The organism is Pantoea sp. X-Soil-ISGK-285 (assembly GCF_059730815.1).
On sequence record NZ_AP035938.1, the window covers coordinates 2,930,537 to 2,955,253 of the forward strand.

The 24,717-nt window shown below is 55.1% G+C and carries 23 protein-coding genes and 2 tRNA genes; 11 read left to right on the top strand and 14 right to left on the bottom strand.

Features of this window, described 5'->3' with window-relative positions; translation table 11 throughout:
* Positions 1–15: 15 nt before the first annotated feature.
* Positions 16–885 (bottom strand): helix-turn-helix domain-containing protein, encoded by an 870-nt coding sequence (locus tag AC6I8B_RS13815; protein ID WP_157352715.1) that lies wholly within the window; start codon positions 883–885, stop codon positions 16–18.
* A 177-nt stretch (positions 886–1,062) separates the two neighbouring features.
* On the opposite strand from AC6I8B_RS13815, the gene AC6I8B_RS13820 reads away from it, so the two are divergent.
* A complete protein-coding gene (locus tag AC6I8B_RS13820; protein WP_033772868.1) occupies positions 1,063–1,962 on the top strand; it encodes a DMT family transporter in 900 nt (299 codons plus the stop codon).
* Positions 1,963–1,998: 36 nt separating this feature from the next.
* Here AC6I8B_RS13820 and AC6I8B_RS13825 read toward each other — a convergent pair whose 3' ends face one another.
* On the bottom strand, positions 1,999–2,232 hold the full coding sequence (locus AC6I8B_RS13825; RefSeq protein ID WP_010257893.1) for a hypothetical protein: 234 nt from the start codon (positions 2,230–2,232) through the stop codon (positions 1,999–2,001).
* 285 nt (positions 2,233–2,517) lie between these two features.
* Between AC6I8B_RS13825 and AC6I8B_RS13830 the strand changes: the two genes are divergently transcribed.
* Positions 2,518–3,744 carry an L-lactate MFS transporter gene (locus tag AC6I8B_RS13830; protein ID WP_022624176.1) on the top strand — a complete coding sequence of 409 codons (1,227 nt, stop codon included), beginning with the start codon at positions 2,518–2,520 and terminating at the stop codon, positions 3,742–3,744.
* A 38-nt stretch (positions 3,745–3,782) separates the two neighbouring features.
* Here the strand turns inward: AC6I8B_RS13830 and AC6I8B_RS13835 are convergent, their stop codons facing one another.
* The 5 genes from AC6I8B_RS13835 to AC6I8B_RS13855 form a co-directional block, all read right to left on the bottom strand.
* Entirely contained in the window at positions 3,783–4,658 is an 876-nt protein-coding gene (locus AC6I8B_RS13835) for an SMP-30/gluconolactonase/LRE family protein (protein WP_157352717.1), read from the bottom strand.
* Between the two features lie 512 nt (positions 4,659–5,170).
* On the bottom strand, positions 5,171–5,461 hold the full coding sequence (locus AC6I8B_RS13840; protein WP_157352720.1) for a membrane lipoprotein lipid attachment site-containing protein: 291 nt from the start codon (positions 5,459–5,461) through the stop codon (positions 5,171–5,173).
* A 282-nt stretch (positions 5,462–5,743) separates the two neighbouring features.
* Complete coding sequence (locus tag AC6I8B_RS13845) at positions 5,744–6,550, bottom strand: hypothetical protein (RefSeq protein WP_052272199.1); 807 nt, start codon at positions 6,548–6,550, stop codon at positions 5,744–5,746.
* 9 nt (positions 6,551–6,559) lie between these two features.
* Entirely contained in the window at positions 6,560–7,012 is a 453-nt protein-coding gene (locus tag AC6I8B_RS13850) for a universal stress protein (protein WP_010257878.1), read from the bottom strand.
* Positions 7,013–7,019: 7 nt separating this feature from the next.
* Positions 7,020–7,805: an IclR family transcriptional regulator gene (locus AC6I8B_RS13855; RefSeq protein ID WP_010257875.1), complete on the bottom strand. Its 786-nt coding sequence runs from the start codon at positions 7,803–7,805 to the stop codon at positions 7,020–7,022.
* A 149-nt stretch (positions 7,806–7,954) separates the two neighbouring features.
* Here AC6I8B_RS13855 and AC6I8B_RS13860 point away from each other — a divergent pair, with 149 nt between their 5' ends.
* The 3 genes from AC6I8B_RS13860 (at position 7,955) to ypdK (ending at position 10,861) form a co-directional block, all read left to right on the top strand.
* A complete protein-coding gene (locus AC6I8B_RS13860; protein ID WP_157352722.1) occupies positions 7,955–9,553 on the top strand; it encodes an MFS transporter in 1,599 nt (532 codons plus the stop codon).
* Positions 9,554–9,555: 2 nt separating this feature from the next.
* On the top strand, positions 9,556–10,584 hold the full coding sequence (locus AC6I8B_RS13865) for an HlyD family secretion protein (RefSeq protein ID WP_010257869.1): 1,029 nt from the start codon (positions 9,556–9,558) through the stop codon (positions 10,582–10,584).
* 202 nt (positions 10,585–10,786) lie between these two features.
* The gene (ypdK, locus tag AC6I8B_RS13870) at positions 10,787–10,861 is read left to right on the top strand and encodes a membrane protein YpdK (protein ID WP_099257831.1); all 75 of its coding nucleotides are present in this window, start codon (positions 10,787–10,789) and stop codon (positions 10,859–10,861) included.
* Positions 10,862–10,912: 51 nt separating this feature from the next.
* Here the strand turns inward: ypdK and alaC are convergent, their stop codons facing one another.
* The gene (alaC, locus tag AC6I8B_RS13875; RefSeq protein ID WP_010671374.1) at positions 10,913–12,145 is read right to left on the bottom strand and encodes an alanine transaminase; all 1,233 of its coding nucleotides are present in this window, start codon (positions 12,143–12,145) and stop codon (positions 10,913–10,915) included.
* Positions 12,146–12,262: 117 nt separating this feature from the next.
* Positions 12,263–12,787: a GNAT family N-acetyltransferase gene (locus AC6I8B_RS13880; protein WP_010671373.1), complete on the bottom strand. Its 525-nt coding sequence runs from the start codon at positions 12,785–12,787 to the stop codon at positions 12,263–12,265.
* A gap of 279 nt (positions 12,788–13,066) precedes the next feature.
* On the opposite strand from AC6I8B_RS13880, the gene AC6I8B_RS13885 reads away from it, so the two are divergent.
* Positions 13,067–14,737, top strand: a complete 1,671-nt coding sequence (locus AC6I8B_RS13885) for a sensor histidine kinase (protein WP_010257859.1) — start codon at positions 13,067–13,069, stop codon at positions 14,735–14,737.
* On the top strand, positions 14,734–15,462 hold the full coding sequence (locus tag AC6I8B_RS13890; protein ID WP_033769736.1) for a LytR/AlgR family response regulator transcription factor: 729 nt from the start codon (positions 14,734–14,736) through the stop codon (positions 15,460–15,462). Before AC6I8B_RS13885 ends, AC6I8B_RS13890 begins: the two co-directional genes overlap by 4 nt.
* Before the next feature lie 158 nt (positions 15,463–15,620).
* Here the strand turns inward: AC6I8B_RS13890 and glk are convergent, their stop codons facing one another.
* Positions 15,621–16,586, bottom strand: coding sequence for a glucokinase (glk, locus tag AC6I8B_RS13895; RefSeq protein ID WP_010257856.1), 966 nt, complete (start codon positions 16,584–16,586; stop codon positions 15,621–15,623).
* A 160-nt stretch (positions 16,587–16,746) separates the two neighbouring features.
* Positions 16,747–18,399: an indolepyruvate decarboxylase gene (gene ipdC / locus AC6I8B_RS13900; protein WP_157352723.1), complete on the bottom strand. Its 1,653-nt coding sequence runs from the start codon at positions 18,397–18,399 to the stop codon at positions 16,747–16,749.
* A 219-nt stretch (positions 18,400–18,618) separates the two neighbouring features.
* Between ipdC and mgrA the strand changes: the two genes are divergently transcribed.
* Complete coding sequence (gene mgrA / locus AC6I8B_RS13905) at positions 18,619–19,608, top strand: L-glyceraldehyde 3-phosphate reductase (protein WP_010257851.1); 990 nt, start codon at positions 18,619–18,621, stop codon at positions 19,606–19,608.
* 172 nt (positions 19,609–19,780) lie between these two features.
* On the top strand, positions 19,781–20,161 hold the full coding sequence (locus tag AC6I8B_RS13910) for a DUF2502 domain-containing protein (protein ID WP_033758570.1): 381 nt from the start codon (positions 19,781–19,783) through the stop codon (positions 20,159–20,161).
* 43 nt (positions 20,162–20,204) lie between these two features.
* Here the strand turns inward: AC6I8B_RS13910 and AC6I8B_RS13915 are convergent, their stop codons facing one another.
* Positions 20,205–21,446 (bottom strand): Nramp family divalent metal transporter, encoded by a 1,242-nt coding sequence (locus tag AC6I8B_RS13915; protein WP_010257845.1) that lies wholly within the window; start codon positions 21,444–21,446, stop codon positions 20,205–20,207.
* A gap of 369 nt (positions 21,447–21,815) precedes the next feature.
* On the opposite strand from AC6I8B_RS13915, the gene AC6I8B_RS13920 reads away from it, so the two are divergent.
* Complete coding sequence (locus AC6I8B_RS13920; RefSeq protein WP_010671371.1) at positions 21,816–23,006, top strand: NupC/NupG family nucleoside CNT transporter; 1,191 nt, start codon at positions 21,816–21,818, stop codon at positions 23,004–23,006.
* 326 nt (positions 23,007–23,332) lie between these two features.
* Here AC6I8B_RS13920 and AC6I8B_RS13925 read toward each other — a convergent pair.
* A tRNA-Ala gene (locus AC6I8B_RS13925) sits at positions 23,333–23,408 on the bottom strand.
* A gap of 44 nt (positions 23,409–23,452) precedes the next feature.
* A tRNA-Ala gene (locus AC6I8B_RS13930) sits at positions 23,453–23,528 on the bottom strand.
* A 359-nt stretch (positions 23,529–23,887) separates the two neighbouring features.
* Here AC6I8B_RS13930 and AC6I8B_RS13935 point away from each other — a divergent pair.
* Positions 23,888–24,676 (top strand): formate/nitrite transporter family protein, encoded by a 789-nt coding sequence (locus AC6I8B_RS13935; protein WP_010257841.1) that lies wholly within the window; start codon positions 23,888–23,890, stop codon positions 24,674–24,676.
* Positions 24,677–24,717 lie beyond the last annotated feature (41 nt).

A 24,717-nucleotide genomic window follows, 5' to 3' on the forward strand; every position in this document is an offset into this window, starting at 1 on the left:
TTGCCGCTAAGAAGTTCATCGACTTTCCCGACGACACGCCGAGGGCGTCATACCATAAACCTGCCGGAAACGATGGCTGAAGTGGGCTGAAGAGTGGTAACCACACTGAAGGGCAATATCGGTCAGCATAAGATCGGGCCGCTCAAGCAACATCCTTGCACGATCCATACGACGGCGCATCACGAACTGGTGTGGTGCCTCGCCAGTGGTGTGACGGAACATGCGGGCAAAGTGAAACTCACTCAATGCCGCTTCCTGCGCCAGCACAGACAGGGTTAAAGGCTGATCGAGATGGGTTTCAATAAATTCCAGAACCCGCCGTAATACAGCGGGAGCCAGTCCACCCCGTACCTGGGGCAGTTGCCACTTAACTTCGCTGTAGTGCTGCAGCAGATGGGTCAGCAAGAGTGTTGATGCGCTGCTCAGCGTCAGCTGGCTGGCGGGCTGTTGCCAGTCGCTGCTCAGCAGAAAGTGTCGATAGAGCTGGGTAATGCGGTCATCAACAGAGAAGATTTTCTCATGCAGGTTTAACTGCGCCGGACTGCGGTCCCAGACCCGTTCGGCCAGTTGCCGCAGCTGGTTCTCGCTGCAATAGAGATGAACAAAGGCGAGATCGGCACGCAGATCCCAGGTTGATTCCGTGCCTGCCGGCATCAGACAGAAGCGGTCCGGTGCGCCACCGTTACGCCAGCCATTCGGGGTTTTATGCCAGGTATCGTAGCCGCCCGCCACGTAAAGGCTCAGCGTGTGATGGTCGCTGAGGTTTGTCACGCGATCGCCACTATTAAACCAGGCTGCCAGCTGAATGCCGCTGTGAAGCTGCACCTGATCGCGCAGTTGTGCTTTGTGTCGTTGCAGCATGTCAAAGGTCTGGAAGCGACTCATCGGGGTATCAGTTCAGATAAACAGAGTGCCAGTTTACGGATTGCGTGGGACAGAAAACAGAGCACATCGGGACAGAGAGTAAAAATGCGCAAGATTTTGCAAACCCTGCGCAATCCGCTGCAAGACCAGGGAGCGTTGCGGGTGCAGACTCGGCGTTTTGCGGTGGAGAATCTGGTAATGAACCTGTTTTTGTATCTCTCAGTCGTGCTGATCTGGGGCACGACCTGGATTGCGATTTATGCGCAACAGTCTGCAGGCATCAGCGCCGTAACTGTCGCTGTCTTCTGGCGTTTTTTGCTGGCCTCGCTGGTCATGTTATTGCTGCTTAAGCTGATAAAGCGTCTGCACAGGCTGACGCTGCAGGATCACCTCTTCTGTGTGCTGCAGGGCTGTTGCGTTTTTGGCTTTAACTTTGTCTGCTTTTATTACGCCTCTGGCTATATCAGCAGCGGACTGGAGTCGGTCATTTTCTCTATGGCTGTGATGTATAACGCCATTAACAGCTGGATATTTTTCCGTCAGCGCCCTTCCGCACGTCTGATTCCGGCGATAGTGCTCGGCATGGCGGGTATTGTTGCGTTGTTCTGGCACGATCTGCGCAGCACTCAGGCCTCGGCCGGCTTGATGTGGGGCATTGGGTTAAGTGCGCTGGGCACCCTGGGATTTTCATTCGGCAATATGATCAGTCAGCGGCATCAGCGTCTGCAACGTGACGTGCTGACAACCAACAGTTACGGCATGTTATACGGTGCGCTGATCATGGCACTGGTCTCGCTGCTGCAGGGTGTTTCGCTGCAGCCGACATGGAATACACAGTGGTTTGGGGCATTGATCTATCTGGCTATCGTGGGATCGGTGATGGGATTTGGAGCCTATTTTACGCTGGTGGGACGCATCGGAGCCAGTCGGGCTGCCTATACAACGGTTCTGTTTCCGCTGGTGGCGCTGGCACTCTCTACCCGTTACGAAGGATATGAGTGGCATGCCAGCGCCATCCCTGGCCTTGTCATGATTTTACTGGGCAATATCGTGATGTTTGCCCGTTGGCCGGCAAGTCGCCGCCGGATAATCATCTGACGCGGAGGCGGGCTGAAGCCCGCGTCCGGATGGGCGTTATGCCCACTGCTGCTGAAGGAGTTTCTGTGGTTTATTGATCGCTTTACGCGCAATCCAGTAGAGCAGAACACGCTCATCGTCACTATCACGATCGGCCATCGACAGCAGTTTTAATGCCAGTGTCGATTTGGTCACAGGCTGTTGTTCTGTACTGAGTTCAATCACCGCCTGACCGATAATGCAGCAAACTTCATCCTCACTGGTGCTGGATTCATATGTCCGGTCTTTCATATTTCCTCCTGATAAGTGAACTCTTAGCCTGGCAAATAATCTGTAAACCTGCTCACAGAATCATCTGATTGAAACATTATCTTACGGCTAATTACGCTTAATCATTAAGCTGCCGTTTTGCTTACTTTTGACGCGACGTCGCTAACCTCTCCCGATGCCATTCATACCGCCTGAATGGCATTTCATTCCCCGATCCGTTCCGTTCATGCCTTTACTGCTCACGCGCGCGAATCACTGCTTTATTCTGACCGCAGTTTCCAGATTCCCGGACGGGAGAGATAAATTATGAACCAGACTCAACAGGCTTCTTACCAGCGTGCTCGCTGGCTTACATTGTTCGGAACGGTAATCACTCAGTTCGCACTGGGGTCAGTCTACACATGGAGTTTGTTCAACGGCCAGCTGTCACAGAAGCTGGATGCGACGGTCAGTCAGGTCGCTTTTTCGTTTGGTCTGCTGAGTCTGGGGCTGGCTATTGCCTCCTCGCTGGCCGGTAAATTACAGGAACGTTTTGGCGTACGCCGCGTCACTATCGGGGCGGGTGTGCTGATGGCGCTGGGTTTCTGGCTTACTGCGCATGCTAATAACCTGATGATGCTCTATTTCAGCGCCGGGCTGCTGGTGGGTCTGGCGGATGGCGCAGGTTACCTGATGACGCTCTCAAACTGCGTGAAGTGGTTTCCGGAGCGCAAAGGGATGATCTCTGCCTGTGCGATTGGCGCTTACGGTCTGGGTAGTCTGGGATTCAAATTTATCTGCGGGGCGCTGCTGGCAACGGTTGGTCTGGAGCAGACCTTTATGATCTGGGGCGTGCTCGCGATGTCGATGATTATCCTCGGTGCACTGCTGATGCGTGATGCCCCCCTTCAGGATACCGGGAGCAGCACGAATGGTCAGCAACATGCGCGGGATTACACGCTGGCACAGTCGGTACGTCTGCCACAGTACTGGATGCTGGCACTGATGTTCCTGACAGCCTGCATGAGCGGTCTCTATGTGATAGGCGTTGCCAAAGATATCGGCGAAGGACTGGTGCATCTGACTACGCAGACTGCTGCCAGTGCGGTAACGGTGATTGCGATTGCCAACCTGAGTGGCCGTCTGGTGCTGGGCATACTGTCTGACAAAATGATGCGCATCCGGGTTATTTCACTGGCGCAAATCGTGTCGCTGATCGGGATGAGCGTGCTGCTGTTTACCCGAATGAATGAGATCACCTTCTTCCTGTCACTCGCCTGTGTAGCCTTCAGCTTTGGCGGTACCATCACGGTATTCCCGTCGCTAGTCAGTGACTTTTTCGGCCTTAACAACCTGACAAAAAACTATGGTCTGCTCTATCTCGGATTTGGTATCGGAAGCGTGCTGGGCTCACTGGTCGCCTCGCTGTTTGGCGGGTTCACCGTCACCTTCAGCCTGATTATGACGCTGCTGGTCATCTCCCTGTTCCTGTCACTCACCATCCGCTTACCACAGAGTTCTGTTACAGCAACACCTGTATTGCAACGTCATTAACCATCACGACGGGCCGCGCCAGAGCGGCCCGTTCACGTTTAGCCGCGGAATCGCGGCTCTGCCATGCCCGCCACCGAGACGTCCACCGCAAAGATATCGCCTGACTGCGGATAGCGCGCCAGCTCCTCTTCGGTGCGATCTTCCCGTGAACTGGTAATAAACAGCGTTTTAAGATCGGCGCCACCAAAGGCCACCATGGTTGGCCACTTCACCGGCAGCAGGATCTCATCGACGATTTCGCTGCTCTGGGGATCGATGCGTACTACGCGACCGCCATCAAACTGTGCGGACCAGTAAAATCCTTCGCTATCCACTGCGGCACCATCCGGCAATCCACCTTTCGCGTCGAAACGGCGGAACAGGGTGCGTTCGCCCGGTTCGCCCTGCGCATTTAATGGATAGCGATAGAGCGCTTCATTCGGCGTGTCACTGTGATACATCCAGCGCCGGTCGGGAGAGAAGGCCAGCCCGTTGGAAATTTTAATGTCACGCGCTTTGACCTCCAGCTTCAGGTCAGGCGTCACGCGGCACAGCAGCCCGCCATTTTTGTCCTGCGGTTCCCACAGGCTGCCGCACCAGAAATTCCCCCAGGGATCAACGCGGCCATCATTAAATCGGCTTTGCGCAGCCTCACCGGGATTTTCTGCGATCTTTTTCTCTGGCTTACCCTGCGCATCCAGCAGCCAGACACCGCCACGCAATGCAGCTATCAGACCGCCCTGCTCACGCAGACCGATGCATCCCACCTCTTCCGCCTGCGGGAAAGTTTGCAGTTCACCGCTGACCGGATTAAAACGGTGAATGGCGGGTGCCAGAATATCGACACAGTACAGCACCTGTTCCTTGACGGACCAGAGCGGGCATTCGCCCAGTTCAGCCTGTAAAGCCAGAATATTTTTAACGTCATGCGCCATGTTTCTCTCCCATTGAACTGACATGCTAATAATGTAGTTGTAAAAACTTTCAAATGAGAATTATTTTCGCTTGATTTTGAGACTATTCTCTTTGATAGTATTTACTATTCAGTTCATTCTTATTTCTTTATTATTCTCCGCTGCAAAACGCAGCACTCTGAAATATTCCGTCATACCTTCTTAAATAACTCTACAAAGCCTGCATCTTCACTCCACTTTTCCAGCGTAGTGTCATAGTCATTGGAAAAGAGGAGAAGCTTCCGATGAAGAGATTAATTAAAGTCGCTTCGGTGGTTGCGCTGATGACCTTATTAAGTGGTTGTATCATCAGCCCCAGACACGACAATGGCTGGCACCGCGGGGGTGGCGGCGGATATCATGGAGGCTACTATGGAGGTTATCACGGTGGGTATCATGGCGGTCACCATCGCCGCTAACGGGCAAAGATGTCACACAGCATAAAATAAAAGCATTAAACTTTAAGGGCGGGATAATTATCCCGCCCGTTTTATTTAGCTTTTTACAGCATAATTACACTGGAACCACGCTTTCTGCAGTCCCGGAATATGACTCTCCTGCACAGGTAACGCCTCGACTTTATCAAAGCCTTTATTACTGCAGTAATTCGCCAGATCAATATTCATTGCATCACGATTGACCTTTACCGGGTCAAAACGGTACTGCACGGTATTTGAGCCTGGATCTTCATCTACACGTTCAAATGCCCCGGGTTTGCTGGCAGTACATCCACTACATCCACTCAGCAAAATCAGCGCCAGTGCGCCGGTTATTAGTTTTTTCATTAAGTTATCCTCACGTTGCCGCGCAGTTTATGACGCAGCATGCCGCGCATCCATAGGATTAATGCGCGAAAGTTCAAAACTTGAGAAGCTTTTACCGATTAATGTAATACGATTAAACGGCTATCACTATCATGCACGGCGTGACAAGATGCATTCAGACAAAACGAAGACTGCACCACACCAGGAAATGCCAAAAATAAAAATCTGTTCCTCTCTTTCCTGCCCGCGCTTAGCGGGCTTTTTTTCGCCCGCTATTCCGCTATTCCGCTATTCCGCTGCCGCTTACTGGCCAGTCAGTGCAATCATTCTACGTAACAGGTTAGCAGCGCGCTTGTCAGGTAATGCCAGAATCGCGCTGTAGAGATCAATCGACATGGCACACAGCGATGAGCGATCAACCGCCGTGTCGGCAGGCATATTCAGCTGCTGCAGCTTATCCCCCCACTGCTGATAGAGCCGGGCGACAATCTTTTGCAGATCATCCTGCGCCTGCGTCTTATCCAGCGGTTGCTCGGGAAGTGGACTGTTCAGCAGCAGCTGCTCCATGGCATCCGCCTCTTTGCGATTCAGCGACGGCGGCAGCGTGGTCAGCAGATTGATGCCGCCACTCACCTGCGGATAGAGATAACGGAAGCAGAGGCCCGGATCGATTTGGTTCAGCGCCCGCATCTCTTCAACTGAGACGCTGATATAGTTGACCACCGCCGCGTCAGTTCCGCGCATCAGCCGCTGATTAATCACCTCAATCAGCCAGCCACGTAGCTCGCCCGTCGCCTTCTCAGCTGGCTCCCCCGCACGGATGCGCCGGGTCAGCTCCTGGGTCAGCAACAGCCATAACGCCGGTTCCTGAGTCTGCAGCACCCGATAACCGGGCATCTTTGCCAGTTGATTTACCGCCTGCTCACGCTGACTGGCCTGCAACTGATGCGGCGCAACCCAGCTGAACCAGAGCAGGTTTGCCAGTATCAGAGGCAGCAGAAAGATGATCAGCCCCTGCCACAAACGCAGCCGGGTGGTTTTGATCAGCACAATAACAATCAGCGCCAGCAGCGCAAACGCGGCCAGCGTAATAAAAAGCAGAGCATTCATGCGGCGGGATTAATCCTTACGCACATCGATCAGCACAGGGCAGTGAGCGCGCTCAATAACCGATGCGCTGACTGAGCCTTTTAACAGCCGATTCAAAGAGGAGAGATGGCGACGTCCCATGATAATCATGCTGGCCTTAAGCTGTTGCGACTGGGCAACGATAGTATCTGCCGCGTCACCCGCCAGAATCATGCCCCGCGCATTAATGCCCGCGCGCAGTAACGGAGCCAGTGCATGGCGCACCACCATTTCTGCCGTATTCTGCTCATCCTGCGCAGCCACAAAATCGGCCGGATCTTCACCCGCATCGATTTCCATTGGCTGATTACAGGAGGAGTAAGCGGGATCGACGCAGCACAGCACGACCACCTCGGCGCGATGCGCCAGCGCTTCTTCAATGGTTAAGGCGACCACTTTTTCCGCTACCGGAGAGTGATCAATGGCCATCAGCAGGGTTTTCATCGAATGCTTATCCTTCTATCGCGGCGACTTTGCCGATTTCACGCACCAGTGCCTCTTTACACTTCAGCATCTCGTCACGAAAACGGGCTTCGTGTCGCAGAAAACGTGCAGAGGGCACCAGCAAAGAGACAGAAAAACGACCAAACAGCGTATCCAGCGCAAACGCCATGGTAGAGATACCTTCCAGCGTTTCACCGCGATCCACGGCGATACCGGTTTCGCGCACTTCCCTGATAAGTTGCAGCAACTGAGGCAGCGTTTTCACCGTCATATCGGTTAACTCCTGCCAGGCGTCGCCAACGATCGTCCGTACATCTTTTTCACACTCCAGCGCCAGCAACGCCCGTCCACCGGAGGTGCTGTAGAGCGGCAGATTGAGTCCCATATGCGGAACCACCCGAAGCTCACGCGACGCCACCACGTGGTGAATTATCGCCAGCTGACTGCCGCTGGCGCGCGCCAGCGAGACGGTTTCATTGGTGTCGGAAGAGAGTTTTTCCAGCAGCGGACTGACCAGATCAACCACATCGGTATGTACGCTGGAGATCAGTTTTAACAGCGCTGGCCCCAGACGCAATCCGCCCGCCCCGCTGCTGCGCACCAGCTCTGCACTGTCGAGCGCGGCAACAATACGCTGCACCGTTGAGCGCGGCAGTTCGACCGCCTGAGCGATCTCACCGAGGCTCATGCCGCCGGGCTGTTCGCCAAGCGCATTAAGAATTTTTGCCGCACGGGCGATGACCTGTATACCGCCCGTTTTTTCATCCTCGCGGCTGGAGGGTTGATGTGCCATAGCGTCGTCCTGTTTGAGCTGCCTTACTGTAGCGCGAATGCCGCACTTTTTACAGCCTGTACCACATTGCAATACAGTATACCGGGATGTAATATTACGACCTGTATCACATCGCAGTACACTGCATCATAATAACGAGATCGCCTGCAATGAACGCTAAGCCTGCCGCCGCGCCGGCCCCTCATCCTTTTACACTGCGACTGGCACTGGGATTAGTCGGCGTGCTCATCGCCGCCCTGACCTCCGGGCTGAACGATCGCGTCAGTGATATCGCGCTGGCCGATATCCGTGCCGCGATCGGCATCAGTTACGATCAGGGTAGCTGGATTATCTCTGGCTATCAGGCGGCAGAAGTAGCCGCCATGATGATTGCGCCCTGGTTTGCCGTCACCCTGTCGCTGCGGCGTTTTACGTTAGGCGTGTCGGCGGGATTTATGCTGACCGGCATTCTGCTGCCGCTGGTGCGGGATCCGACGCTGTTTATCAGCCTGCGCGTATTGCAGGGCCTGTTTGGCGGCGCCTTACCGCCAATGCTGATGACGGTCGCCCTGCGCTTTCTGCCGCCGCCCTTTAAACTTTTTGGCCTGGCGGGCTATGCCCTGACTGCGACGTTTGGCCCCAACATGGCGGCCTCGCTGGCCTCGTTGTGGACCGACCACGTCAGCTGGATGATGGTGTTCTGGCAGGTCGTGCCGTTGATGCTGATCGCTATGCTGCTGACAGGATGGGGATTGCCCCAGGATCCGCTGCGACCGGAACGCTTTCAGCAGATCGATCTGTTCGGCATGGTGACCGGCTGCAGTGGTGTTGCGCTGCTGATTCTGGTGCTGACCCAGGGTGAGCGCCTCGACTGGCTGAACTCGCCACTGATTACCGGTATGTTGCTCACCGCGCTGCCGCTGCTGCTGGTTTTCCTGATTAATGAGTGGTTTCACCCGCTGCCGCTGTTTAAATTGCAGATGCTCCGACGGCCAAATCTGGCGCATGGCTTGCTGGGCCTGGCCTGCGTGCTCATCCTTGGGCTTTCTGGCTCCGCGCTGCCTTCGGCCTATTTTGCTCAGGTCAGCGGCTTTCGCACCCTTGAGTTTGCCCCGCTGGCGCTGGCGGTGGGTCTGCCGCAACTGCTGATCGCACCGCTGATTGCAGCCCTGCTGAATATCCGCTGGATCGACTGCCGCTGGATGCTGACGGCGGGCGTCGGCTTGCTGGTGACCTCCTGTCTGCTGGGCACACAGATCACCAGTGACTGGGCAAGACAGAATTTCTGGCTGCTGCAGATCCTGCAGGCGTTCGGACAACCGATGATCATTTTGCCGATACTGATGAGCGCCACCAGCGTTGTGGCCCCGCCAGAAGGCCCGTTTGCCTCGGCAATGTTTAATACGGTGCGCGGCTTTTCCAGCATCGCTGCCTCTACGCTGGTTGAGGTTTTCCTTTCGCATCGTGAGCAGTTTCACTCCAGTGTGCTGATTAATCAGGCGGCCAGTCGCAGCTGGCTGATGACAGCGCCGACGGCCAGTCAGGCCAGCAGCAGCTTGCCGCTGTTGCCGGATGGCAGCATCAGCGCCGCCGATAATCTCAGCGGATTCGCTTCCCTGGTCAGGCATCAGGCCACGATCCTTGGTCTGAGCGACAGCTGGCTGATGCTGACCGGCTTTGCCGCCTGCCTGTTATTGCTTACCGCCATCCTGCCAAAACGGGTGTGGCCGCCTCAAACTTTGATTCAAAACCCTTCCCGGAATAACTGAATATGCGTGCTTTCGAAATGAAAAGAACCCTGCTGCTGAGTCTGTTGCTGCTGGTGTTACTGGCCATCGCTTTTGTGGTCTGGTCACTGATGACCGGCAATGATCACCGCACCAACGACGCTTACGTCAATGCGGACTACACCCTGGTGGCACCGAAAGTCTCGGGCTACATCAGCCACGTGCAGGTGCAGGATAATCAGCAGGTCAAAGCGGGTCAGCTGCTGGCGACGCTGGACGATCGTGACTATCGTGTGGCGCTTGAGAGTGCGGAGGCTGACCTGCAGGTGAGCCAGGCGAAACTGCTGAGCAGTCAGGCACAGCTGGAGCAGCAGCAGTCGGTGATTGATCAGCAGAAAGCCAGCGTGGCGGCCAGTGAAGCCTCTGCGCAGTATGCCGGTCAGAGCGCCGATCGTTATAACCGCCTCTATAAAAGCGGTACCGTGGCAGCCGACGATCAGCAGAAAGCCAGCTCAAACCAGCGCTCGGCGCTGGCAGCCGTGCATCAGAGTCAGGCCGCGCTGGCGTCAGCAGTAAAACAGGTGGGGGTGTTACAGGCGGCGGTGCGTTCTGCGGAAGCGGATGTTGCAGCGGCGAAGGCCAGCGTCGATCAGGCCAGGCTGAATCTCTCCTACACGCGCATTACTGCGCCCGTTGACGGCATGGTAGGTCAGCGCTCGGTGCGGACCGGCGCGTACGTTTCAGCCGGCACCCGTCTGCTGGCGGTGGTGCCACTGCAGCAAACCTACATTACCGCTAACTATCTTGAGACGCAGTTAAGCGATGTGCGTCCCGGCCAGCGGGTGCGGATCCGGGTGGACGCCCTGCCGGGCGAGACCTTTACCGGTCATGTGGACAGCATCGCACCGGCCACCGGCGCAACTTTTTCGGCGATCTCTCCCGATAACGCCACCGGCAACTACACTAAAGTCGTTCAACGTCTGCCGGTGAAAATTGTGCTGGATGGCGACCAACAGCATCTGGCTCAGTTACGTGTAGGCATGTCGGCGATCCCTGAAATCGAAGTGCCGTAAAATTGTGAGCAATATCTCAGAACGGACCTATTTCATTTGGGGAGGATTACGCGTAAATTAGCGCTCGATCCTGTTCTGAGTTATTCAGATCAACCCGGAAAAGAGCAGACCATGACTGTAAATGGCGATCTCTTTTCCACATCTGTTCGCGTTGCACTGGTTTGGGATCGCCATCATCGTAACCGCTCAGAGGAGTTGCTTTGTGAAATATGCCTTGATGGGAATATCTTTTTTCGCGTTACTTTGGTTCGGAACCTTTGTTCTGCTGCTGAAGTAATGGCGTGACAGTGCCGCCACGGGGCGACCCTTGAGTCGCCCCTGCTGGCTGTCAGCGTTCTTCTTCCATTTTTATGCTGCCTGGCAATAAGCCATCGGCACGAAACATCGCTTTAATTCCCCGTACCGCCTGACGAATACGATCGCTGTTCTCTATCAGCGCAAAACGCACGTGCGTGTCGCCATAGTCGCCAAACCCGATACCGGGCGAGACACAGACTTTCGCCTCCTGCAGCAGTTGCTTAGCGAACTCCAGCGACCCAAGATGTGCGTAATGATCCGGTATTTTTGCCCAGACGTACATTGATGCTTTCGGGTTATCCACCATCCAGCCCGCTTCATGCAATCCTTTGACCAGCACATCACGGCGGCGTTTGTACTGCTCTGCGATGTCGCGCACGCACTGTTGATCCCCTTCCAGCGCCGCAATCGCCGCCACCTGCAGTGGCGTAAAGGTGCCGTAGTCATGATAACTTTTGATTCGCGCCAGCGCGGCGACCAGCTCTTTGTTGCCCACCATGAAACCGATACGCCAGCCCGCCATGTTGTAGCTTTTTGACAGGGTAAAGAATTCGACGGCGACATCACGCGCGCCCGGCACCTGCATAATCGATGGTGCTTTCCAGCCATCGTAGACGATATCGGCATAGGCCAGATCGTGGATCACCAGCACGTTGTACTGCTTCGCCAGCGCAATCACCCGTTCGAAAAAGTCGAGCTCCACACACTGTGCGGTGGGGTTGGACGGGAAGCCGAGGATCATCATTTTTGGCTTGGGATAGCTCTCGCGAATGGCGCGTTCCAGCTCATTGAAGAAGTCGACACCCGCCACCAGCGGCACCGAGCGTACCTGCGCCCCGGCAATCACCGCACCGTAGATATGGATCGGATAGCTGGGATTGGGCACCAGCACGGTATCACCGTGATCCAGCGTCGCCAGCATCAGGTGCGCCAGCCCCTCTTTGGAACCGATGGTGACAATCGCCTCTGATTCAGGATCGATCTCAACCTGATAGCGATCGGCGTACCAGCGCGAGATCGCCCGGCGCAGGCGCGGAATACCGCGAGAAGTGGAATAACCGTGGGTATCGTCACGCTGCGCCACCTGGCATAACTTTTCGACGATGTGTGGCGGAGTCGGACCATCCGGGTTGCCCATTGAAAAGTCGATGATATCTTCGCCGCGCCGACGCGCAGCCATCTTCAGTTCAGCGGTGATGTTGAAAACGTAAGGGGGTAAACGTTCGATACGTGAGAAACGACGGGGTGTGCTGTTATCAGCCATGATGTCCTCTGGATTACGTAAGCGCCCGGACCGTCCGAGCGACGCGGGTCACTGTGGTGACCCGTTACGAACATAACGTGGCGAGGATCATTTTGTCGAGGGTGGCGGAAAATATTTTTATTTTTGCGGATTCAGCCGCCCCAGCAGCCAATCGTTCACCCAGCAGCCGTTCAGCAGATAATTATCCCGTAGCGTGCCCTCCAGCTGAAAGCCGTTTTTCTCCAGAATACGGCGTGACGCCCAGTTCCCTTCAATCACCATCGCTTTGAGTTTGTGGAAATCGGCTTCAAGCAAAAACTGACACAGCGCCGCCAGGGCTTCGCTGCCATATCCCTGACCGCAGTGGCGATGCAGCAGCATATAGCCCACCTCCGCCTGACGGTATGGCTCCCATTCGGGGCTGCAGCCAAACAGGCCAATCGGCTCACCGTTGTCACGACGTCGCGCAACCAGGCAGAGCATATGAAAACTGCTCGCCTGCCAGGGGGCCAGACGCTCGGTGAAGCGCTGGCGGATATCCGCTTCATCGGGGATTTCGCTCACCCAGGTCATGGTGTTGCGATCTTCATGGACGGCACGAAACAGTTGCCAGTCTTCTGGCTGTAATTTACTCAGGGTTAATCTGGCGGTGACAAGTTGCATCTGCTGCTCCCGATGGGCGCGGTTTTCCAGCGGTCACTGGCGCACCTCATCGCGCAACATAGCAAAACGGCACCTTAGCGACCAGCCTCTGCAGGGCGAAAAAACTGTTCCCCTTTAATGCACTCAACCTTTCCTCTTTTTGCAGATATGCCGTAAAAATTGATCTGAAACACTAACTCCCGCCGTGATTGATCGGGACGCTAGCGGTTCGCGATCACATTTTTTATCATAGAGGCACTTTCCATTGCCGACGAGTCGCCTGTGTCCTCCCACTTCACGATGTTACTGGCAGTATTTGACCGCGCCGCCCTGATGCTGATCTGCCTGTTCTTTCTGACACGCACCCGCCCGTTTCGTCAGCTGCTGCAAAAAGATGAACACACCCGTGCGGAGAAAGTAGCCGTTACTGCCATCTTTTCCCTGTTTGCGCTGTTCAGTACCTGGTCGGGTGTCGATGTCGATGGTTCACTGCTGAATGTGCGGGTCATCGCCGTGATGGCGGGTGGCATTCTGTTTGGTCCCTGGGTCGGGATCGCCACCGGGGTTATTGCCGGTCTGCACCGTTTTCTGATCGATATTCACGGCGTAACCTCCGTGCCCTGCCTGATTACCAGCATCATTGCCGGTATCGTCGCGGGCGGTATTAATCGCCGGGTACTGAAAGAGCACCGCTGGCGTGCCGGTATCGTCGGCGGCATGCTCTGTGAAGCCCTGACGATGTTGTTGATTGTTGTGTGGGCGCGCCCCACCTCACTCGGGCTGGCGATTGTGTCGGAAATTGCCCTGCCGATGATCCTCGGTGCCTCCAGTATCGGCATCATTGTGCTGCTGGTGCAGAGCGTTGAGGGTGAGAAAGAGGCGATTGCTGCCCGCCAGGCCAAGCTGGCGCTGGAGATCGCCAATAAAACCCTGCCGCTGTTCCGTCAGGTGAACAGCGACTCGCTGCGCAACATCTGTGACATTATCCGACGGGAGATCAAAGCCGATGCGGTGGCGATGACCGATAAAAAACAGATTCTGGCCTACGTCGGCTATGGCGAACATAATTATAAACATGGGGATGATGGCATCAGCCCCACCACGGCGCAGTCGATCGCCAGCGGTAAAATTATCATTAAGAACAACGATGAAGCGCATCGCACCAAAGATATTCACTCCATGATTGTGATCCCGCTGTGGGAGAAAGGCAAAGTCACCGGCACGCTGAAAATCTACTATCGCCGCGCACACCGTATTACCGGCTCGCTGAAGGAGATGGCGATCGGCCTGTCACAAATCATCTCAACCCAGCTTGAAGTATCGCGTGCCGAGCAGTTGCGCGAGATGGCTAATAAAGCGGAACTGCGTGCGCTGCAAAGTAAAATAAATCCTCATTTCCTGTTCAACGCCCTGAATGCTATCTCCTCTTCTATCCGGCTCAATCCCGATACCGCCCGTCAGCTGGTGATAAATCTGTCACGCTATCTGCGCTACAACCTGGAACTGAACGACGATGAGCTAATCGACATCCGTAAAGAGCTGTGGCAGGTGAAAGATTACATCGCCATCGAGCAGGCCCGGTTTGGCGATAAGCTGACGATGATCTATGACGTCGATGAGGATCTCCATTTTCTGCTGCCGAGTCTGCTGATCCAGCCTCTGGTGGAGAATGCCATTGTCCATGGCATCCAGCCCTGTAAAGGCAAAGGCGTGGTGACGCTGAGCGTCCGTGATCTGGGCGATCAGGTACGGATCTCGGTGCGGGACACCGGTCAGGGCATCAGTGACGAAGTGATAGCACGGGTGGCGCGTAACGAAATGCCCGGTAATAAAATCGGCCTGCTCAATGTGCATCATCGGGTAAAACTTTTGTCGGGTCAGGGATTGAATATCGTGCGGCATCAGCCGGGCACCGAGATTTCCTTTACGCTGAGTAAGAATGGCCAGCGCCTGGCGGAGAATCTGTTATGAAAGCCATTATTGTGGAAGATGAATTCCTGGCGCAGCAGGAGCTGAGCTGGATGATTCAGCATCACAGCAAAATCGAGATTGAAGCCTGTTTTGACGATGGTCTGGACGTGCTGAAGTACCTGCAACAGCATCGGGTTGATGTGATTTTCCTCGATATCAACATCCCCTCACTGGATGGCATGCTGTTGGCACAGAATATCCATCAGTTTGCCCACAAGCCACTGATTGTCTTTATTACCGCGTGGAAAGAGCATGCGGTGGAAGCGTTTGAGCTGGAGGCGTTTGACTACATTCTCAAGCCCTATCAGGAGTCGAGGATTGTCACCATGCTGAACAAGCTCGAAGCCACAGCGCAGGCGCAGCAGGCGGTCAGCCATCTCAGCGCCACGCCCGCGCCGCAGACGGTCAACCTGATCAAAGATGAGCGCATTATCGTCACTGACGTGAATGATATTTACTACGTTGAGGCGCATGAGAAGCTGACGTTTGTTTATACCCGGCGCGAATCCTACGTGATGTCGATGAATATTACCGAGTTCTGTTCACGCCTGCCGGAACAGCAATTTTTCCGCTGCCACCGCTCTTTCTGCGTCAGCCTCAGCAAGATTCGTGAAATCGAGCCGTGGTTTAACAATACCTATCTGCTGAAGCTGCGCGATCTGGAGTTTCAGGTGCCGGTCAGCCGCAGTAAGGTGAAGCAGTTTCGACAGCTGATGCGCCTGTAGCGCAGGAGGGTTACAGGTCTGTTCAGAAAGGGGGATGGCGAAGCAGGAGAGCAGCAGCAAAAAATCCGGGGGGATTTCCCGATCCTGCCCCGCTTAAGCAGGCAGATCGGGAAAATCGCTCGCGCGCAGAATGGCAGTGTGCGCGAGGTAAAGCAGAATCAGATTTCGCGACCCAGCGTCTGGCGCAGATGCGCGCCCGCGCCCAGCAGGCCAGGCTGGTCGTGCGTAATCATATAAACCGGGATGCTGGCAACATAGTCGCGGAAGCGGCCTTTATCTTCAAACGCCGCACGGAAACCCGACGACTTAAAGAACTCCAGGAAGCGTGGCACGATGCCACCGGCAATATAGACACCACCAAAGGTGCCAAGATTCAGCGCCAGGTTACCGCCGAAACGGCCCATGATGACGCAGAACATTGACAGCGCGCGACGGCAGTCGGTGCAGCTGTCATCCAGCGCACGCTGGCTGACATCTTTCGGCTTCAGGTTTTCCGGCACGCGATTATCCACTTTAACAATCGCACGATAGAGGTTAACCAGACCGGCACCTGACAGCACACGTTCCGCTGAAACATGACCCAGTTCTTCGCGCAGCACTTCCAGGATCTGATCTTCTTCTTCGCTGTTGGCAGCGAAGTCGACATGACCGCCCTCACCTGGCAGGCTGACCCAGCGCTTGTCCACATGCACCAGATGGCTGACGCCTAATCCGGTGCCGGCACCATAAATCGCGATAGGCTTATCTTTGACTGGCTCTGTACCGCCAAACTGAATCACGTTTTCGGCGGTCAGCATCGGGATCGCCATGGATACCGCAGTGAAGTCGTTAATGATTTCCAGGTGTTCAAAACCGATGTTCTCTTTGAGCTTGCGCGTGGAAAACGCCCAGTCATGGTTGGTCATTTCAACCCAGTCATCGGTAATCGGGCAGGCAATGGCAATACAGCCATCTTTAACGTCCTGCTGTTGTTCATCAAGATAGTGGCGGATGACGGCTTCGAGGCTGTCGTATTCTGATGTTGAGAATGTTTTGGCCTGGGTGATGCTGCCGCTTTCCACCTCACACAGGGCGAGGCGTGCGTTAGTACCGCCGACATCGCCGACCAAGGCATAGGTTGTCATTCTTCTGTTGCTCCGCTTGGGGTCTTAAGAGTTGGAGGACACTATAAAATTCTGCCCATAAAACAACAACGCTCACCGGTGCGATTGGTGAGCGTCTTACTCAGGTGTGCTACAGCCTAACCGCGATAGTCCACCCTGCACAGCGGCAACTATCTGAATCTTAGCCGCCGTTGCGTTGATTCAGGCAGGCGGTGACTTTTCGTAGCAGTGGCGGCAAATCCTCTTTCTGCATGACGACTTCAACCAGAGAGAGCCACTTCGGCTCTGAGAGTCGCGCCATCACTTCCTCTAACTGCACCGTTTCACTGATACGCCAGCTCTGCGCCTGGCCCTGCAGGCTAAGGGCGTGCGGTAAGGCCGTCCAGTTCCACTGGGCAATATCATTGTAACGTTGTGTTGCGCCATGAATCGCCCGTTCGACGGTATAGCCTTCATTATTCAGCAAAAAGAGTATCAGTCGCTGCTGGTCACGCAGCATCGAACCCAGTTCCTGAATTGTCAGCTGCGCCGAACCGTCCCCGATGATCAGGATAACCCGGCGATCAGGATCGGCAGTCTGCGCGCCAAATGCTGCCGGAAGAGTATAGCCGATTGATCCCCATAATGGCTGAACCACCAGCTGCGCCTGCGAGGGCAATCTTAACGCGGCGGCCCCAAAGGCGGCTGTCCCCTGCTCGGCCAGAATAAGGTCGCCGGGTTGCAGGAATGTCTGCATAGCCTGCCAGAACGCCTGCTGGCTGATCACCGCCGCCGGTTCTGCAGGCTGCGCGGCGGGCGGCGTGGCGCCGGGTTGCCACTGCTGGCCATAGCGTTCAAACAGCGGCAGCAGCTCGCTCAGCGCATCCGCCATCGACAGCGGCGCAAAATTTTCACCGCCCACGCTGGCGCTGAGGGGCTGCAGATCAATCAGTCGCTCAGGGTTAAACTGCTGCGTGAAGCCAGCAGTAATGGTGTCGGTAAATCGCACCCCGACGCAGATCGCCACATCCACCTGCTCGATCTGTTCGCACACCTGACCTGCGCTGGCCTCACCGGCATAGGTACCGACGTAACCCGGCTGCTGTTCATCCAGAACCCCCTTGCCCATCAGCAGGCTGGCACAGGGAATCGTACGCTGTTCACGCAGCGCGGCCAGTGCGGACTGCTGCTGCCAGCGCAGCGCAAGAAAATCGGCCAGCAGTGAAACCCGCTGCGCCGGTGCCAGCAAACGTTCCGCCGCGTCGCTGAAAGCGCGACGCGCAGCGGGCGAAGAGGATTGATGACTGTTCAGGGGCTGCGCGGGTGGCTGCACCTCCATGGCCGCCACGTCGACGGCCAGCGATAAATAGCCGGGACGGCGGGCCTGCAGCGCACAGACGATCACCCGATCAATCTCAGCCGTGGCGTTGTCGGCGGTAAGCTGTGCCGTTGCCGCACTGACTTCTGCGGCCATGCGAATAAAATGCTGGAAATCGCCATCGCCCAGCGAATGATGAACACAATCCCCCTGCAACTGGGCCTGCGTCGCAGGCGCGCCAACGATATGGATCACCGGCAGATACTCGGCATAACTGCCTGCAATGCCATTAATCGCGCTGAGCTCGCCCACACCAAACGTGGTCAATAGCGCTCCTGCGCCGTTGCAGCGTGCATAACCGTCTGCCGCATAGGCTGCGTTAAGCTCATTAGCGCAGCCTACCCAGCTGATGGCCGGATGGGCGATGACGTGGTCAAGAAATTGCAGGTTATAGTCGCCCGGCACGCCAAACAGATGCTTTACACCAATCTCCTGCAGACGGGTCAGCAGGTAATCTCCAACAGTGAACGTGGACATTGCGCATTCCTTTCAGGGAAGAGTCGGGTTAAGTATCTGACAGAGGATGAAATTAGCGAGGCGTGCCGCTATTTTAGCCAGCCGCAATGGCTGGAAAGGCGACGTTACGCTGGCGGAATATTCTGTAAAAATGCGAATTGCAGCGCGCTGTCACTGAGTGTAACCGTATACACTGATAGACTTTTGGCACATATCCCCGTTTTTACCCAGGAGCGCTGAATGTCCCTTTTCCCTCATCCCGATCGCTATCAACAGATGGAATATCGCCGCAGCGGCCGCAGCGGAATCAAACTGCCCGCCATTTCGCTGGGACTGTGGCATAACTTTGGTGACAGTACCCGGGTCGATAACAGCCGTGAGCTGCTGCGTCATGCGTTTGACCTTGGCATCACGCACTTCGACTTAGCCAACAATTACGGTCCACCCCCTGGCTCAGCAGAAGAGAACTTCGGGCGTATTCTGCGGGAAGATTTTCGTGCCCATCGTGATGAGCTGATCATCTCCACTAAAGCGGGCTATACCATGTGGCAGGGGCCTTATGGGGATTGGGGTTCGCGTAAATATCTGGTCGCCAGTCTGGATCAGAGCCTGAAGCGAATGGGGCTGGAGTATGTGGATATTTTCTATCATCACCGTCCCGATCCGGAAACCCCGCTGGAAGAGACAATGCGCGCGCTGGACCATGTGGTGCGCCAGGGCAAAGCGCTTTACGCTGCCCTTTCTAACTATCCGGCCGATCTCGCCGCCGAAGCGATAGCTATCCTGCGCGATCTCGGCACCCCTTGTCTGATTCACCAGCCGCGATATTCGATGTTTGAACGCACACCTGAGCAGGGATTGATTCAGACGCTGGGCGATGCGGGCGTCGGCTGTATCGCCTTCTCTCCGCTGGCAGGCGGCGTGCTCACCGATCGCTATCTGCAGGGCATTCCTGAAGATTCGCGCGCGGCCAGCGGCAGCAAGTTCCTGAATGAGAACCAGCTGACGGATGAGAAGATGGAGAAAGTCCGCAAGCTTAATGCTATTGCGCAGCAGCGCGAACAGAAGCTGGCGCAGATGGCGCTGGCGTGGGTGCTGCGCGATGAGCGTGTGACTTCAGTACTGATCGGAGCCAGCAAAACAGCCCAGATCGATGACGCGGTGGCGATGCTCGCTCGCCGTCAGTTCAGCGACAGCGAGTTAGCGGCGATTGACGCGGCGCTGCTGTAACGGTTTTAGCGCCCGGCTGAGGCCGGGCGTTTTCTGCGCCAGAATAGTCTCAAACCCCTTTCTCTCCCCAATTTCCTCACAATCTTCCGACACAATGATGCGGTAACAACAGCAATACGCAGGCATAATCGCTGCGCCGCAACAGCGTCAGACTGTTGATGAGGAGAAGAAAATGAAAAGAGCCCTTATTTTTGCTGCCCTGCTGGCCCTGTTGTCGCCGCTGGCACACCACACAGCCCAGGCCTCCAGTGCCTCTATTACTCTGGCCCCCGGCGTCACCCTGAATCTTGGCGATCGCGATCGCCGTGGCTATTACTGGGATGGTGGTCGCTGGCGTGAACCGCGCTGGTGGAACGACCGCTATTCTTACAACGAACGCCGCTGGTGGCGACACGAAGAGTGGCGTCGTCAGCAGCAGTGGGAGCGCGAACGCCGCTGGCATGAGCGCGACCGTGAGCGTCGCTGGGAACATCAGTATCGCCGCGATCGTGATCGTGGCTGGGATCATCATGACCGTCGTGGTCCTGACCATCGCGGACACGATCGCCATTAATAAAAACGCCCGGCAGAACCGGGCGTTTCAGGTTTCACAGTCGCTACAGCCCCAGCGCTTCACCCACCAGCAGGTAAAGATTCAGCGTAATCACCAGCAGCACGATCAGTCGCCCGGTGTTCTGCATCAGACGCGAGTTAACCATATCATCGCCCATCAGCTCGCGGTTGCCGGTAAAGGAGAGCAGCGGAATCAACGCCAGTGCAATACCGAAACTCAGCAGCACCTGGCTCATTACCAGCACCCTTGTCGGGTCCCAGCCGGCCCAGATGACAATAAAGGAGGGCAGCATGGTGACGGTTCGGCGCACCCACAGGGGAATATGGAAGTGGATAAAGCCCTGCATCACCACCTGCCCCGCCAGCGTACCGACCACCGTTGAAGATAATCCGGCGGCCACCAGGCTCAGACCAAACACCGTCGCCGCTGCCTGACCTAACAGCGGTTGCAACGTCAGATAGGCCTGATCGAGTTCAGCGATTTTACTGTGCCCGCTGAAGTGAAACGCCGCTGCGGCAGTCGCCATCATTGCCAGGTTAACAAATCCGGCGATGGTCATGGCAATCGCCACATCCAGTTTAGTTGAGGAGTACCGCTGACCTTTGCTGTCCTCACTTTTGCCCTGCGTCAGCGCGGAGTGCAGGTAAATCACGTGCGGCATAATGGTCGCACCCAGCACACCCGCCGCCAGGAATACGGCATCCGACGTTGGTAACGCGGGCAGCGCCATGCCGATCACCAGCTCTTTGACACTGGGTTGTGAGAAAAAGAGTTCAACGATATAGGCCGCCGCCACAAACAGCAGCAGTCCGCCAATCACCAGCTCCAGCGGCTTTTGCCCACGGCTCTGTAACATCAATATCAGGAACGTGGCGATGCCTGTCAGCACCGCGCCCTGCATCAAAGAAATACCGAGCAGCAGTTTGAACCCCAGCGCGGCTCCGATAAATTCCGCCAGGTCAGTGGCCATCGCGATAATTTCCGCCTGCACCCAGTAAAACCAGACGGCGGGCCGGGGAAAACGATCGCGGATGTGTTCAGCGAGGTTTTTGCCGGTAGCGATACCCAGCTTGGCTGACATCAGCTGAATCAGCATGGCCATGATGTTGGCCCATACCACCACCCACAGCAATTTGTAGCCGTAAGCAGCGCCCGCCTGAATGTTGGTCGCAAAGTTGCCCGGATCGATATAGCCGATAGCGGCGATAAAAGCGGGCCCCAGTAGTGCGAGTTTGACTTTTCTGACTCCGCGAGCGGCGCGCTCGGCGGTACGACTTTCAAACATATCCGGTACCCTGTCTGAACATTTGCCTGCCCCGGCAGCTTAGGGGTTAGCAGGTGCAAGTGAAATTCGTTTATTGTTATCGGTGTAATAGATGCTGCTATAAAGTATAGCCATTGCTATACATTACAGTAAAGGATGTGATTGCTAAAAATGTGAGCAATAGTGTCACTTTACGCCCGGTGTAAAATTCAGACAATAATTATGTGGTTATCTGAGGTGAAGTATTTGTAAACAGGACGTGATCTCTGGAACTTTTCTGGAAAATATAGCGATAGCGAATACTTATATTGTGGTTCAGATCTCGTTTTTAAGTAACGCGTTACATAGAATACGCAACAAAATACAACCCTCCTCAAATTTGGAGCAACCATGTCCCATATTTTGCAATTTCTTTTAGCACTGGTGGTGGTCGGGATACTCGCCTTGCTGGTCAGTCACGATCGTAAAAGCATTCGCATTCGCTACATTATACAGCTACTGGTGATTGAAATTGTGCTCGCCTGGTTCTTCCTGAACTCAGAAGCGGGACTCGGTTTCGTCAAAGGATTCGCGGGCTTCTTTGACCATCTGCTGAAGTATGCCGCTGAGGGTACCAACTTCGTCTTCGGCAACATGAGCGACAAAGGCCTGGCCTTCTTCTTCCTTAACGTATTGTGCCCTATCGTCTTTATCTCTGCGCTGATCGGTATTCTGCAGCATTTCCGTATCCTGCCATGGGTGATTCGCGGTATTGGTACCGTACTGTCGAAAGTGAATGGCATGGGAAAACTGGAATCTTTCAACGCCGTAAGTTCTCTGATACTGGGACAATCAGAAAACTTCATCGCCTATAAAGATATCCTGGGCCAAATGTCACAGCGCCGCATGTACACCATGGCCGCGACCGCGATGTCGACCGTATCGATGTCGATCGTCGGCGCCTACATGACCATGCTGCAGCCGAAGTATGTGGTCGCCGCGCTGGTGCTCAACATGTTCAGCACCTTTATCGTGCTGTCGCTGATCAACCCTTATCGCGTTGAGAACGAAGAAGATCTGCAGTTGCAGGATCTGCACAAAGGCCAGAGCTTCTTTGAGATGCTGGGCGAGTATATCCTGGCCGGTTTCCGCGTCGCGATTATCGTTGCCGCCATGCTGATTGGTTTTATCGCGCTGATTTCAGGTCTGAATGCGCTGTTTGATTTGATCTTCGGCATCTCTTTCCAGGGCGTTCTCGGCTTTGTCTTCTATCCGTTTGCCTGGGTGATGGGCGTACCTGCTGGCGAAGCGTTGCAGGTCGGCAGTATTATGGCGACCAAGCTGGTGTCGAATGAGTTTGTTGCCATGATGGATCTGCAGAAAATCGCGGGTCAGCTGTCACCACATTCAGAAGGTATTCTTTCTGTGTTCCTGGTCTCGTTCGCTAACTTCTCTTCTATCGGCATCGTGGCCGGTGCGATTAAAGGTCTGAACGAAGAACAGGGTAACGTGGTTTCCCGCTTTGGTCTGAAGCTGCTGTACGGCTCTACGCTGGTCAGCGTGCTTTCCGCCGCTATCGCCGGTCTGGTTCTGGCGTTCTAAGCACGGTTCTGCGCACTACTCTAAGCATCAAAGGGCGAGCAGGTCTCGCCCTTCTCTTTCTGCTCTATCGTTGCTCTGCTTCCCGCTGATTCCACTTTCCTGCGTTAACTCTTTCATTGCACATGTCACATCTGCATTCAGATCGTGCACGAGAGGCGGCACAACGTCCTGCAAACAGCATCGGATGTCATGACAGGTTATGCCGGTTAATAACGCAATTAAGCGTGCGCAGCAGCGTGAATAGCAAAGCAATAGCGTTGGGATCCGCAGCAACTGGCGAATAAGAGATTAATCAGAAAGGATTTTGACAACGGCGTGTCAGAAAATGGTGGAGATAAGCGGGATCGAACCGCTGACCTCTTGCATGCCATGCAAGCGCTCTCCCAGCTGAGCTATACCCCCACATCTGGAATCGTTTTTCAGTGCCAAACTTTTGGGAAGAAGTTTGGTGGAGCTAAGCGGGATCGAACCGCTGACCTCCTGCATGCCATGCAGGCGCTCTCCCAGCTGAGCTATAGCCCCGAACCGAAAAACTGTCGCGTTAAGCGACGGACGGCATAATATGAAACCCCCTCCGGGGTGTCAACGGCAAAATGACATTCTCTGTTTGATCGCTGAAAAAGGCGGCAACCTGCGAAGTTTCAGCAGCATGCTGCAGGGGAAAATCGTGTCTGTTCACACAGGACCGTTTTTTAACTGTTATTCAGTCTGCCGTCAGGTTAATTCACGGTTAAATATGTTATAGGAATTTTCTTGTCTTCGGCTTTTTCGCATGCAAAACTTAGCCCGCTAATTTAGTGGTACCCGGGACCCTCTCCCGCGCACCACGCGTCCACCAGGCGTTATCGTCCCATTAATCATAAAAAAACTACTGAGATACTATGTCGCTGCATACACCTAAAGAAATCGCACAACTGGCGATCCAGTCAGGCGTGGCTAAAAGCCGTGCACCTGTCAGCATCCTTCTGATTCTCGGCTTTATGGCGGGCGCATTTATTGCGACCGGCTTCCTGCTGGATCTTCACGTGATCAACACCCTTCCCGCTGAATGGGGCTCTTTTGGTGGCCTGTTAGGCGCCGCGGTCTTCCCGGTGGGGATCATCATGACCGTGCTGGCGGGTGGTGAACTGCTGACCGGTAATATGATGACCTTACCGGTGGCCTGGTTCGCCCGTCGCATCAGCTTTATGAGCGTGGCGCGCAACTGGTTCTGGGTTACCCTGGCTAACTTTCTCGGCAGCGTGGCTGTCGCCTGGTTCTTTGGTCACATGCTGGGTATGACCGAGGGCGATTACCTGAAGAAGACCGTTGCTATCGCTTCTGCAAAAGTCCACGCTGATTTCCTGCACGCCTTTATTTCCGGCATCGGCTGTAACTGGCTGGTTTGCCTGGCGGTATGGCTGGCCTTTGCCAGTAAAGATGTGGTCGGCAAGATCTTCGGCATGTGGTTCCCGGTGATGGCGTTTGTGGCCATTGGCTTCCAGCACGTTGTCGCCAACATGTTTATTATTCCGGCCGCCATTTTTGCCGGTCAGATGAGCTGGGCAGAGTACTTCCCTAATTTTATTGCCGTCTTCTCAGGCAATGCCGTGGGTGGTGCCGTGTTCGTTGGTCTGGCCTATTTCCTTGCATTCCGCCCTGCCGCTGAACCCGCCAGTAATCCTCAGTAATGATGTTTTGCCTTTTGTCGAGAGACAAAAGGCAATTTCAG